The organism is Kitasatospora sp. NPDC101108 (assembly GCF_055584725.1).
Map to the genome: position 1 here is coordinate 66,453 of NZ_JBVJLM010000011.1, position 11,884 is coordinate 78,336.

General features: G+C 73.8%; 11 protein-coding genes. 6 read left to right on the plus strand and 5 right to left on the minus strand.

Translation table 11 applies throughout. From position 1 onward, the window contains the following. The first annotated feature begins 98 nt into the window (after window positions 1-98). Together ACZ6Z8_RS23555 and ACZ6Z8_RS23560 are read left to right on the plus strand one after the other, a co-directional pair. Window positions 99-1,187 (plus strand): PP2C family protein-serine/threonine phosphatase, encoded by a 1,089-nt coding sequence (locus ACZ6Z8_RS23555; protein WP_465612038.1) that lies wholly within the window; start codon window positions 99-101, stop codon window positions 1,185-1,187. Between the two features lie 119 nt (window positions 1,188-1,306). Beyond that, window positions 1,307-1,696, plus strand: coding sequence for a DUF3224 domain-containing protein (locus ACZ6Z8_RS23560; RefSeq protein WP_465612039.1), 390 nt, complete (start codon window positions 1,307-1,309; stop codon window positions 1,694-1,696). Between the two features lie 23 nt (window positions 1,697-1,719). On the opposite strand, the gene ACZ6Z8_RS23565 is transcribed toward ACZ6Z8_RS23560, so the two are convergent. Next, window positions 1,720-2,484 carry a poly-gamma-glutamate hydrolase family protein gene (locus tag ACZ6Z8_RS23565; RefSeq protein WP_465612040.1) on the minus strand — a complete coding sequence of 255 codons (765 nt, stop codon included), beginning with the start codon at window positions 2,482-2,484 and terminating at the stop codon, window positions 1,720-1,722. 282 nt (window positions 2,485-2,766) lie between these two features. On the opposite strand from ACZ6Z8_RS23565, the gene ACZ6Z8_RS23570 reads away from it, so the two are divergent. Continuing rightward, complete coding sequence (locus ACZ6Z8_RS23570) at window positions 2,767-3,666, plus strand: DUF5995 family protein (protein WP_465612041.1); 900 nt, start codon at window positions 2,767-2,769, stop codon at window positions 3,664-3,666. Window positions 3,667-3,680: 14 nt separating this feature from the next. Here ACZ6Z8_RS23570 and ACZ6Z8_RS23575 read toward each other — a convergent pair whose 3' ends face one another. Then, entirely contained in the window at window positions 3,681-5,120 is a 1,440-nt protein-coding gene (locus ACZ6Z8_RS23575; protein WP_465612042.1) for a GuaB1 family IMP dehydrogenase-related protein, read from the minus strand. 338 nt (window positions 5,121-5,458) lie between these two features. Here ACZ6Z8_RS23575 and ACZ6Z8_RS23580 point away from each other — a divergent pair, with 338 nt between their 5' ends. Together ACZ6Z8_RS23580 and ACZ6Z8_RS23585 are read left to right on the plus strand one after the other, a co-directional pair. Beyond that, the gene (locus ACZ6Z8_RS23580; RefSeq protein ID WP_465612216.1) at window positions 5,459-6,943 is read left to right on the plus strand and encodes an SDR family NAD(P)-dependent oxidoreductase; all 1,485 of its coding nucleotides are present in this window, start codon (window positions 5,459-5,461) and stop codon (window positions 6,941-6,943) included. 24 nt (window positions 6,944-6,967) lie between these two features. Further along, window positions 6,968-7,420 carry a nucleotide triphosphate diphosphatase NUDT15 gene (locus ACZ6Z8_RS23585; protein ID WP_465612043.1) on the plus strand — a complete coding sequence of 151 codons (453 nt, stop codon included), beginning with the start codon at window positions 6,968-6,970 and terminating at the stop codon, window positions 7,418-7,420. Window positions 7,421-7,465: 45 nt separating this feature from the next. Here ACZ6Z8_RS23585 and ACZ6Z8_RS23590 read toward each other — a convergent pair whose 3' ends face one another. Genes ACZ6Z8_RS23590 through ACZ6Z8_RS23600 form a run of 3 tightly spaced genes read right to left on the minus strand, consistent with a single transcriptional unit; the run spans window position 7,466 to window position 10,904 of the window. Further along, entirely contained in the window at window positions 7,466-9,700 is a 2,235-nt protein-coding gene (locus tag ACZ6Z8_RS23590; protein ID WP_465612044.1) for an FtsX-like permease family protein, read from the minus strand. Continuing rightward, entirely contained in the window at window positions 9,697-10,383 is a 687-nt protein-coding gene (locus ACZ6Z8_RS23595) for an ABC transporter ATP-binding protein (RefSeq protein WP_465612045.1), read from the minus strand. Before ACZ6Z8_RS23595 ends, ACZ6Z8_RS23590 begins: the two co-directional genes overlap by 4 nt. Next, window positions 10,380-10,904 carry a PadR family transcriptional regulator gene (locus ACZ6Z8_RS23600; protein WP_465612046.1) on the minus strand — a complete coding sequence of 175 codons (525 nt, stop codon included), beginning with the start codon at window positions 10,902-10,904 and terminating at the stop codon, window positions 10,380-10,382. The genes ACZ6Z8_RS23595 and ACZ6Z8_RS23600 overlap by 4 nt, the downstream gene beginning before the upstream one ends. A gap of 360 nt (window positions 10,905-11,264) precedes the next feature. Between ACZ6Z8_RS23600 and ACZ6Z8_RS23605 the strand changes: the two genes are divergently transcribed. Next, window positions 11,265-11,884, plus strand: a 620-nt coding sequence (locus tag ACZ6Z8_RS23605; RefSeq protein WP_465612047.1) for an Rv1733c family protein, incomplete at its 3' end; no start/stop codon positions are given.

Consider the following 11,884-nt stretch of genomic DNA (forward strand, 5'->3'; position numbering starts at 1 on the left):
CACCGGGGCGCCGAGGTGCTGACCCGCGGCGGGACGGGGAAAGTGGTTCGAAGGCCCTCGGGCCCCTGGAACCGCTCCGACCCGATGGAGGAGAACGCGTGAGCGCCGACGGCCCGGACGGCCTCCCGCCGCTGTACCTGCCACGGCGGACCCGGCTGCTGCTGTACGGCGCGCTCCTGCTGCTGGTCGCCGCGGTGGTGGCCGCCCTGGCGATCGGCCCGGGGACGACCCTGTCGCCGCTGCTCGCGGTGGCCCCGGTGCTCTCCGCGGCCGCCACCCGCAGGCCCCGGGTGCCGCTCACGGTGGGTGCCGTGGCGCTGCTGGCGGTCGGTGCGCTGGAGTCGGCCAACACCCAGCTGCCCGCCTCGGTGCGGATCAGCGTGCCCGTCACCGTCTTGGCCGCGACCCTGGCCAGCTCCGCCAGCGTGGTGCTGGTGGCGTCCCGCGAGCGGCAGCTGTTCCAGGTCCGGACGGTCGCCGAGGCGGCGCAGCGGGCCCTGCTGCGCCCGCCCGCCGAGCGGATCGGGCCGCTGCGGCTGGCCGTGCGGTACGTCGCGGCGACGGCCGAGGCGCGGATCGGCGGGGACCTGTACGCGGTGGTGGAGACCCGCTTCGGGGTGCGGATCCTGCTCGGGGACGTCCAGGGCCACGGCCTCCCGGCGGTGGAGACGGCGGCGGACGTGCTGGGGGTGTTCCGGGAGGCGGCCCGCACCGAGCCCGATCCCGGGCGGCTCGCGGAGCGGCTGGACGCGGCGCTCACGGCGCGGCCGGGCGACGGGCGGTTCGCCACCGCCCTGCTGCTGGACGTCCCGGACGGCCGGGAGCCGGTGCGGGTGGTGAACTGCGGCCATCCGCCGCCGCTGCTGCGCCGGGCCGGGCAGGTCGGCGAGCTGGCGCCGGCCGTCCCGGCGCCGCCGCTGGGCCTGCGCGAGCTGACCGGGGAGGACTACTCGACGAGCCGGTTCGAGCCGAGCCCGGGCGACCTGCTGCTGCTCCACACCGACGGGGTGTCGGAGGCCCGGGACGCCGGCGGCCGCTTCTACCCGCTGGCGGAGCGCCTGCCCGGCCTGCACGGCGGCGGACCGGCGGACCTGCTGGACGCCGTACTGGCGGACGTCCGGGGCTGGGTCGGCGACGCCGGCCTGGCGGACGACGCGGCCCTGCTGGCCGTGCGCTGGGACCACTGAGCCGGCCGGGTCCTCGTCGTCGCCTCGCGCGCCGTCCCGTTGTCAGTGGCGTGTGCAAGGCTTCACGCACGGTCGACGAGGTGCCGACCGTGCGTGCGGACCGGCGGAAGGAGCGTGTCATGGGTGCGGTGGCGAGCGGGTCGTTCGAGCTGACGGCGTTCGAGCCGGTGGAGACGGAGGAGCGCGAGGGCGCCTCCTTCGGGCGGGTCAGGATCGCCAAGACCTTCACCGGCGGGCTGAGCGGGCGCAGCGAGGTGCGAATGCTGTCCGTCGGCGACGCGTCGGGCGGGCCCGCCTCGTACGTCGCGGTGGAGCACGTGACGGGCGAAGTGGACGGGCGGGCCGGCTCGTTCGTGCTCCAGCACGCGGCCTGGGACACCACCGGGGTGACGATACGCGTGGTGCCGGGCACGGGGGCGGGCGAGCTGGCCGGGATCACCGGTGAGTTCCGGCTGACCGTCGACGGGTCCGGCACCCACACCTACGAACTGGAGTACGAGCTGGGCTGACGCCCACCACCGCCGCCGGTGGCTCACGGGACCGGCTGGGTCGCCTCCAGGCGCTGGATGGCGGTCCGGACGGCCGTCGTGAAGCTCCAGAACAGCGGCCGGGTGTTGGCCCCCGCGTCGGCCCGGGTGCGCACGCCCGGCGCGAACATCGCGGTCCGCAGTTCGGCGGTCAGCTCCAGCTGGGCGCCCGTGCCGAGCCGGCTGCGGTTGCAGATGTTCTCCGGGTCGGTGCCGGCGAACTCCTTCCCGCGGGGGACGTCCACCGCCCGGATGCCCGCTGCGGCGAGCTCCTCCGCCAGGTACCGGCGGAGGCCGGAGTTCAAACCGCCGACCAGCACCGCCCGGGCACCGTCCTCCAGCCCGGCGGTGGCGGTGGTGCAGCCGTGCAGCGACAGCACGTTGAGGCTGCCGGAGCACATCGCGCGGACCACGGTGTCGTCGCAGTGGTTCGAGGTGACGTGCAGCGCGCGGTTGCCGGAGGAGCGCAGGCCCTCGAACATCCAGTAGTCGTGCACCGGCCCGGCGGCCGGGGTCAAGGCGAGGTCGGCGGGGTGGTGGCCCGCGACGGCCAGGCACAGTTCCGAGGTGCCGAACTCGATACCGCCGCCGTGCGGGGCGACGACGGTGGTGCGGACGGAGGCCGTACGGTCCCGCGGGCTCCGCCCGCCGATCCGGTGTCGGCGGTAGCGGTGGCCGTAGTCCACGCCCTCGACCAGGCTCGGGTCGGCGTACAGGGCCGTGTTGGAGGGATAGCGGTCGGCGGCGCTCAGGGCACGGCGGTCGGTCATGATCCGAACCATGGCAGGAGGTGGGGTTGTACGGGACGTTGTACGGGACAGGATCGGGAGCAGCCGGAGCGACGGCGGGGTCACGTCCGGGTGCACGCCCCTGCGGAGCGGCGTCGGCCTGATCGTGTGACACCGGTTCGACGGACGCGCGCCGCGCCGACAGGCCTGCCTCCACGCTGCCACGATGATGCGATCAGTGCACGATCTGCCTCGAAAGGGTGGCGCATGCCCGGTACAGCGGCGGCCCGAACGATGACGACCGGAACGATGACGACCGGAACGGTGCCTGACCTTGCGGCGACAGTCCGCACACCGGGGACGGTCGAGGAAGTGGTCGGTCGGCTGCGGGAGATCGCGGCGGCCCTGCCCCTCGCCGACGGGGTGGCGGTCTTCAACCGGCTCTACCTCACCGTCACCGAGGCGGTCCGCGACCGGCTCGCGGTCGGCTACTTCGCCGACCCACCGGCGATGGCCGAGCTGGACGCGGTGTTCGCCGGACGGTACCTGCTGGCCGTGGCCGCCGACGCGGCCGGGCAGGAGCCGCCCGCCTGCTGGCGACCGCTGTTCGCGCTGCGCGCCCACCCTGGCGTGCACCCGCTGCAGTTCGCGCTGGCCGGGATGAACGCCCACGTCCAGCACGACCTGCCGCTCGCGGTGGTGGACCTCTGCCGTCGCCGGGGCTGCGAGCCCGCCGACGTCGAGCAGGACTACCACCGGATCAACGGGGTGCTGGCCGAGGTGGAGTCGGTGGTCCGGGAGCAGCTGCTGCCGGGGCCCGAGCTGCTGGACCGTGCCGAGCCGCTGACCCACCTGCTGGGGGCCTGGTCGGTCGAGGCCGCCCGGGAGGGGGCCTGGTCCGCCGTCCAGGCACTGTGGGAGCTGCGCCGGCTCCCTGCCGCCACCCGGGCCTTCACGGCGGCGCTGGACGGCTCCGTCGGCCTGCTCGGCCACGCCCTGCTACTGCCGCTGGTGCCGTACGACGGCCGCGACGAACAGGACCGGCAGGACCTGCAGGACCGGCAGGACGCGCAGGACGCACAGCACGGACGTACCGAGCAGCACGGGCGGAGCAACGACACCCACGCCGCGCCCGACACCCCCACCGCGCCCGACACGCCCGCCACCCCCGACGAGCCGGCGGCCGCCCCGCTCCCCGGAGCGAGGAACCGGACGGCCGCCTGAACGGGCGCGGGCGATCAGGCCCAGCTGGAGTGCAGCGGCTTGCCCTCGGCGTAGCCCGCCGCGCTCTGGATGCCCACGATCGCCTTCTCGTGGAACTCCTCCAGGCTGCTGGCGCCCGCGTAGGTGCAGGAGCTGCGCACGCCGGCCACGATCGAGTCGATCAGGTCCTCCACGCCCGGGCGGGTCGGGTCGAGGAACATCCGGGAGTGCGAGATGCCCTCCTCGAACAGCGCCTTGCGGGCCCGGTCGTACGAGGAGTCCTGGGCGGTGCGGTTGCTCACGGCGCGGGCCGAGGCCATGCCGAAGCTCTCCTTGTACTGGCGGCCGTCGGCGGCGGTCTGGAGGTCGCCCGGGGACTCGTAGGTCCCGGCGAACCAGGAGCCGATCATCACGTTGGAGGCACCGGCGGCCAGCGCCATGGCGACGTCGCGCGGGTGGCGCACGCCGCCGTCGGCCCAGACGTGCTTGCCGAGCCGGCGGGCCTCGGCGGCGCACTCCAGGACGGCGGAGAACTGCGGGCGGCCGACGCCGGTCATCATCCGGGTGGTGCACATGGCGCCCGGGCCGACACCGACCTTGAGGATGTCGGCGCCCGCCTCGACCAGGTCGCGGACACCGGCGGCGGAGACCACGTTGCCGGCCACGATCGGGATCTGCGGGTCCAGGCCGCGCACCGCCTGCAGCGCGCTGATCATGCTCTCCTGGTGCCCGTGCGCGGTGTCGACGACCAGCACGTCCGCGCCGGCCTCGATCAGCGCCTTGGCCTTGCCCGCGACGTCGCCGTTGATGCCGACGGTGGCGGCGATCCGCAGCTTGCCGTTCGCGTCCACGGCCGGGGTGTACAGGGTGGCGCGCAGCGCGCCCTTGCGGGTGAGGAGGCCGACCAGCTTGCCCTCGCCGTCGACGACCGGGGCGAGCTTGCGGTGGGCCTCGGTGAGCTTGTCGAAGGCCGTGCGCGGGTCGATGCCCTCGTCCAGCACCAGCAGGTCGCGGGACATGATGTCGGCGAGACTGGTGAAGCGGTCGACACCCTGGCAGTCGGACTCGGAGACCACGCCGACCGGCTTGCCGTCCTCGACCACCACGAGGGCGCCGTGGGCGCGCTTGGGCAGCAGCGAGAGCGCCTCGGCGACGGTGGCGCCGGGGGTCAGGGTGATCGCGGTGTCGACCACCAGGTGGCGGCCCTTGACCCAGGAGATGACGTCGGCGATGACCTCGGTCGGGATGTCCTGCGGGATGGCGACCAGGCCGCCGCGGCGGGCGACGGTCTCGGCCATCCGGCGGCCGGCGATGGCGGTCATGTTGGCGACGACCAGCGGGATGGTGGTGCCGGTGCCGTCGTTCGAGGAGAGGTCGACGCCCTGCCGGGAGCCCACGGCGGAACGGCTGGGGACCATGAAGACGTCGTCGTACGTCAGGTCGTACGAGGGCTTGAGGTCGTTCAGGAAACGCATGAATGGGCTCTCTGGCTGGGAGAAATTACACCTCGGGTGCGGGTGCGGCAGGGCCGCCGGGGCGCACTCGGGCGCCCTGCACCCAGCATTCGATTCTCCGTGAGGGCGGAGCCAAAAGCCAGTTCGAGGAGCATTGCTGGGGGTGTGCACAAACCATGATCAGTGCTCCGCGCGTAGACATGGACGATCCTCCAAGCACCCTCCCCCCCGCCTGCCCCTGCGCTCCTCCTCCCGTCCGCCACGTCGGCCTTTCGCCCGGGCCCGGGCCGCTCCCGTAGCATTCACGCGGTAAAGGCGAGGCGACTGGGAAAGCGGCAGCGGGCGTGAGCATCGAGCAGATGGACATCGAGCAGGCTCTAGGCGAGGAGGAGATCGACTACGGTCCCGGCCTCGACCCCGAGCGGCTGCGGCTCTGCCTGGAGGTGCTCGCGGAGCTCGACGAGCTCCACGTCGACCACCCGGACGCGATCACCGTCCGCAAGGCCGTCGGCGGCATATTCCGGACCCTGAAGCAGCGACGCCGCCAGGAGACCCGGGCCCGCAAGACGGCCAACGACCGCGAGGTCACCGCCCGCACCGCCACCGGCGCCCCCACCCGGATCGACGACGAGACGGCCGGTGCGTTCGGCCTCACCACCGTCACCACCACCGAGATCGCCGGCATCCTGGAGCGGCCGCGCTCCTGCTACATCTGCAAGACCCGCTACGTCGAGGTCGACGCCTTCTACCACAACCTGTGCCAGAAGTGCGCCGCCCTCAACCGCTCCCGCCGGGACGCCCGGGCCGACCTCACCGGCAAGCGCGCGCTGCTGACCGGCGGCCGGGCCAAGATCGGGATGTACATCGCGCTGATGCTGCTGCGCGACGGCGCCCACACCACCATCACCACCCGTTTCCCCAACGACGCGATCCGCCGCTTCAAGGCGATGCCGGACAGCGCCCAGTGGATCCACCGCCTCAAGATCGTCGGCATCGACCTGCGCGACCCGGCCCAGGTGATGGCCCTGGCGGACGAGGTCGCCGCGGACGGCCCGCTGGACATCCTGATCAACAACGCCGCGCAGACCGTCCGCCGCCCGCCGGAGTCCTACCGCGAGCTGGTCAACGCCGAGTCCGCCCCGCTGCCGGCCGGCGAGCTGCCCCAGGCCACCACGATCGGCCGCTTCAACAGCGGCAGCGTCGACCTGCCCGCGCTCCCCCACCAGGCGAGCGGCGGCGAGCAGCGGCTGGCCGCCGAGGACGTCACCTCGCTCGCCCTGGTCACCGGCTCCGCCACCCCGGCCCGGATCGAGGCCGGCACCGCGATCGACGCCGGCGGCCTGGTGCCCGACCTCGCGCCCACCAACAGCTGGGTGCAGACCGTGAGCGAGGTCGGCCCGGTCGAGCTGCTGGAGGTCCAACTCTGCAACTCCACCGCGCCGTTCATCCTGATCAGCCGGCTGCGCCCGGCGATGGCGGCGTCCGCGTCGCGCCGCAAGTACGTGGTCAACGTCTCCGCGATGGAGGGCGTGTTCCAGCGCGGCTACAAGGGCGCCGGCCACCCCCACACCAACATGGCCAAGGCCGCGCTCAACATGCTGACCCGCACCAGCGCGCAGGAGATGTTCGAGTCCGACGGCATCCTGATGACCGCCGTCGACACCGGCTGGATCACCGACGAGCGGCCGCACCCGGACAAGATGCGCCTGGCCGACGAGGGCTTCCACGCCCCGCTCGACCTGGTCGACGGCGCGGCCCGGGTGTACGACCCGATCGTGCGCGGCGAGGCGGGCGAAGACCTGTACGGCTGCTTCCTCAAGGACTACGAGCGCGGCAACTGGTGACCCCCTGAAGGAGATGACGGCGAAGTGACCACCGCACCGATGCTCGGCGCCGGGATCATCGTGCCCACCGGGGACGGCCGGGTGCTGATCGGCCGCCGCACCACGGCCGGCGAGCCGCCGACCTGGAGCCTGCCCGGTGGCAAGGTCGACCCGGGCGAGTCCTTCGAGCAGACCGCGGCCCGTGAACTCGCCGAGGAGACCGGGATCGTGCTGCCCGCCGAGGCGATGCGGGTGCTCGCCGTACACCTGGACCACGAGCTCGGCCGGCCCCGGCTGACCGCCGCCGTGCTGGCGCCGCCGAGCCTGGCCGAGGCGGTGGTCACCGAGCCGCACGCCTGCGCCGGATGGGAGCGCTTCCCGGTGGACGCCCTGCCGGAGCCGATGTTCTACCCGTCCGCGCTGGTCCTCGGCAGCTGGCTGCCGGGGCTGGACGGCGTACGGCGGGACGGGACGCACGGCTACCCCGTCGCGCGCTGATCCGCGGGCGACGGGGCCACCGAGTCACCGACTCCGTTGCCCGGCTCAGCCGTTGCGGGCCGACTCCGGCCCGGTGATCCGCGCCAGCAGCGGCAGGGTCGAGGCGATGATCCCGAGCGAGGCGGCCAGCCCGAAGCCGACGAGCCCGAAGTACGTCAGGCCGGGCGACACCAGGTCGTAGCTCATCTGCGCCTTGAGGAACATCGCCGCCGCGGCGAAGCCCGTCCCGATCGCGAGCGCCGACACCGCCAGCAGCGGCAGCGCGCTCTCCAGTCCGACCACCCCGCGCAGCAGCCGCAGTGGCGCGCCGGTCAGCCGCAGCATCGCGAACGGCCGTCGGCGGTCGGACAGTCCGGCCACCACGCTCACCGCGAGGCTGCACCCGGCGATCGGCAGGGTGGTCAGCAGCACCACGTTCGCCAGCTGCCGCCAGCCCTGGAGCTTCTTCTGCCCCTCGGAGGCCCAGTCCTCGGCCAGGCGCGGCTCGTAGGTGGGGAACTCCTTCATGAACAGGGTCCGCAGCTGTTCCTTGGCCGCCTCGGAGCCGTCGGTCGTCGCGTAGAGCATCCGCACCGGGAGCTCGGCCACCTCGGCCGCGGAGATCGCCGCGGCCGGCCACTCGTGCCCGCTGCCGTCCGTCAGGTCGACCAGCTGGTAGGGGTCGACCGCCGCGACGGCGGCTCCGGGCGCGCAGTGGCCGACCACGGGGATCTGCGCGAGTTCCGCGCAGGTGACCAGGCTGGGCACCATCCGCCGTTCGCCCTGCTGGAACGCGCCGATCCGGGCCGGGTTGTCGTGGATCAGGGCGATCCCCTGGAAGCCGGGGACGGCCCGGGCCTGTGCCGGCACCCGGTCGGGCACGGAGGGCAGCGTGACCGCGTCCTCCTTGTTGCCGAACGGGACGTCCACGATCGCCTTGCGCACCTCGGGGGCGCCGTTCAGCGTGCTCTGGTTGGCGTTGATGGTGCCCATGATGGCCAGGGTTCCGGTGGCCACGAACAGCGCCAGCACCAGACCTGAGACCGAGCGGAAGCCCGCCCTCGGATCGTCCGAGAGTCGGCGCATCGCGATCAGCGAGGCCGACCGGCTGGTCCGCCGGGCCACCGCCTGGGCGGTCGCCATGGTGAGCCACGGACCGGCGGTCATCAGGCCGAGCATCACCAGCACGAAGCCGGTCAGGTACGCCGCGGACTGCCCGTTGGTGGTCGCCGGCTTGCCGCCGACGAAGTAGCCGAGCTCGGCGAGGCCGGCCACCAGCGGGATCAGCCGCCAGGGACTCGGCGGCTTCGGGGTGACCCGGCGGGACACCCCGAGCGGCGAGATGGTGACCCGGCGCAGGGCGAACCGGGCGGCGAGCGCCGCCGCCGCCGGCACGCCCAGCACCGTCACCGCGACCTGCGGCAGGGTCAGGCTCAGGTCGGAGGCGAAGAAGCGCTCGCCGGTGAACGGCACGTCCGCCACCACCGGTTTCAGCACGAGGTACAGGCCGAAGCCGGCCACCGTACCGATCACCGCGGCCACGGTGGACTCCACCGCCGACATCACCGACACCTGCCCCGGCGTCGCGCCGACCAGGCGCATCGCGGCGTAGCGCTGCTCCCGGGTGGCGGCGGACAGCCGGGTCGCGGTGCCGATGAAGATCAGCACCGGGAAGATCAGCGCGGCGGCCACCACCGTGAGCACCAGGACCATCCGGTCCCCGTGCACGCCCGCGCCGTAGCAGGCGCTCTCGCAGTCGGCGGGCAGCGCGGTGGCGATGCCGGTGACGGCGGTGGCCCGCGGCAGCGCCTTGACCTCGTCCACGGTCCTCCCGACGATCACGGCCAGGCTGTCCGGGGAGGGCAGCCCGTCGTCGCCGAGGGTCCCGGCCAGTCGCCCCGGGAAGCGGTCCCCGAGTTCGACGGCCGGGGTGTCGCGCATCAGCTTCTCCAGCGCGGGCGAGGCGTAGTACTCGCCGGGCGCGGGCGGTCGGCTCAGGCCGGGCACCACCGGCGAGTTGGGCCCGGCCTCGGCGAGGTCGGCCCGGAACACGCTCTTCCCGCGGTAGTAGTCCACCCGGGCGCCCCACCAGAGCGGGTCCGCCGAGGTGGCCGCCGTCGCGCCCTGGACGCCCGTGTTCATCCAGACCTGCCGCTCGTTGGCGCGGTCGATCGCGTTCATGCTGGAGAAGGTGGACAGCAGCAGCCCTACCCCGATCGCGACCGCCGCCGCGATCATCAGCAGCCGGGCCACGGCCTCCCGGCCGCCGCTGAAGGCCAGTCGGAGCGAGAAGGGGATCACGGGGCCACCGATCCGGCGGAGAGCGTACGGGCCCGGCCGTCGCGGACGATCGCCTCGCGGTCGGCGTAGGCGGCGACCCTCGGCTCGTGGGTGACCAGGATGACGGTGGTGCCCTGCTCCCTGGCCGCGGCGACCATCAGTTCCATCACCTGCTCGCCGGTCAGCGAGTCCAGCGCGCCGGTCGGCTCGTCGGCGAACAGCACCTGCGGACGGGCCACCAGACCGCGGGCGAGCGCCACGCGTTGGGCCTGACCGCCGGACAGCTCACCGGAGCGGCGGTTCTCCATGCCGTCCAGGCCGAGCCGGGCGAACCAGCGACGGGCCTGGGCCAGCGCGGCGCCGCGGCGCACGCCGTTCAGCAGCAGCGGCAGGGCGACGTTCTCCTCGGCCGTCAACTCCGGTACCAGCTGGCCGAACTGGAAGACGAAGCCGAACTGCTCCCGGCGCAGGGCGCTGCGCCGGGCCTCGCTCAGGCTGTCCAGGCGCTGCCCGTTGAACAGCACCTCGCCCGCGTCCGGCACCAGGATGCCCGCCAGGCAGTGCAGTAACGTCGACTTGCCCGAGCCGCTGGGGCCCATGACGGCGAGCACCTCGCCCGCTCCGACGGACAGGCTGGCCCCGCGCAGCGCGGGCGTCTCGCCGAAGGCGAGGGCGAGGTCGCGGGCCTCGATCACCGGGGTCATGCGCGCACCTCCGCGGCGAGCGCGTCGAGCCGGGCGACGGTCAGGTCGATCCAGCGCAGGTCGGCCTCCAGGTGGAACAGGCCGTGGTCGGCGAGCAGGGCGTCCACCAGCGGTCCGCCGCGGCGCAGTTCGGTGAGTTCGCGCATCCGGCGCAGGTGGGCGGCGCGCTGGGTGTCCAGGTACCGCTCGGCGTCGCGGCCGAGCATCAGGGCCAGCACCACCTTGGTGAACAGCACGGACTGGAGGTTGGGTTCGGGGGCCACCGGGTCCTGGAGCCAGGTCTCGAACTCGGTGGCCCCGGCTTCGGTGATGACGTAGCGCTTGCGCTCGGGCCCGTCGCCGGGCTCGGCCTCACCTGCCATCACCTTGCCGTCGCGGGCCAGTCGGCCGAGGGTCGCGTACACCTGGCCGTACGGGAGGGGCTTGCCCCGGCCGAAGAGTGAGTCGTAGTCGCGCTTGAGGTCGTAGCCGTGGCTCGGCTCCCGCTCCAGCAGCCCGAGGAGGGTCAAGGGAACACTCATGGGAGGACCATACACCAGGGATATACACCGAGTGTATATCTGGGAAGAATACGGCTCTTACCTGGCGGAACGTCAACTCCCGGCAGGGGGCGGGCAGGAGGCGGCCGCACGACCGCCCCCTGCTCCGCACCACCGGCCGGAACCCCCACGGTCCGACCGGGCCGGCACCGCACCCAGGCACGGGGGCGCGGTCCGACCCCAGCCTGCCCGAACCGGGGGCGGCTGCCGAGGGCCGAACGTCCCGGGTGATCGGGCCCTGCGGTGCTACGAACGCGCACCACTCTTGTGCCAGGGGGGCGGTCGGGTGGAAATTGGGTGACGAAACCCCGTACGTGCCCGCGTCCTTGAGGAGACCTCAGCGTGTCCAGCACACCCCGCCCGGCCACGCCCGCGTCGCTCCCGCGGCGAACCGGCCGTCGGCTGCGGCGGGCCTTCGGTGCCCGGCACGAACCGTTGGCCCGCCCCGTCGACCGGTCCCGCGACCGCGCCTGGCTGCTCACCGTCCTCGGCGGCTTCCTCGCCACCGCCCTCGCCGTCGGCGGCGCGCTACTGCTGTACCGCTCCACCGCACCACAGGCCGACACCGACCGGCTTCGGCTGCACCGGGTCGACGCCGTGGTGACGGCGGCCGCCGAACACGACGCCGTCAGCGGCAGCCGCTTCTCCGCCGGCTACGGCAACCGGGTCGACGCCGAGGCCTCCTGGACCTACCCCGGGACCACCCCGCACACCGGCATCGTCCGGGCCCCGCGCCCGGCCACCGCGGGCACCGTCGTCCCCATCTGGGTCGACCCCGCCGGGAACGCCAGCACTCCCCCGGTCAACCGCGCCAGCCTCGCCGTCTCAGCCGCCTGCACCGGCGTCGGCACCCTCCTCATCCTGCTCGCCGTCCTCGGCTCCGCCCTGCGGCTGCGCCTGAACGTGCTCGACCGCCGCGCCGAGGACGAGTGGACCGCCGACTGGGCCCGCCTGGAACCGCT

What these genes read in the sequence shown, in the direction of transcription:
- ACZ6Z8_RS23560 (WP_465612039.1), top strand. Translation starts at nt 1,307, where the DNA reads ATGGGTGCGGTGGCGAGCGGGTCGTTCGAGCTGACGGCGTTCGAGCCG.
- ACZ6Z8_RS23565 (WP_465612040.1), bottom strand. Translation starts at nt 2,484, where the DNA reads ATGACCGACCGCCGTGCCCTGAGCGCCGCCGACCGCTATCCCTCCAAC.
- ACZ6Z8_RS23575 (WP_465612042.1), bottom strand. Translation starts at nt 5,120, where the DNA reads ATGCGTTTCCTGAACGACCTCAAGCCCTCGTACGACCTGACGTACGAC.
- ACZ6Z8_RS23580 (WP_465612216.1), top strand. Translation starts at nt 5,459, where the DNA reads ATGGACATCGAGCAGGCTCTAGGCGAGGAGGAGATCGACTACGGTCCC.
- ACZ6Z8_RS23595 (WP_465612045.1), bottom strand. Translation starts at nt 10,383, where the DNA reads ATGACCCCGGTGATCGAGGCCCGCGACCTCGCCCTCGCCTTCGGCGAG.
- ACZ6Z8_RS23600 (WP_465612046.1), bottom strand. Translation starts at nt 10,904, where the DNA reads ATGAGTGTTCCCTTGACCCTCCTCGGGCTGCTGGAGCGGGAGCCGAGC.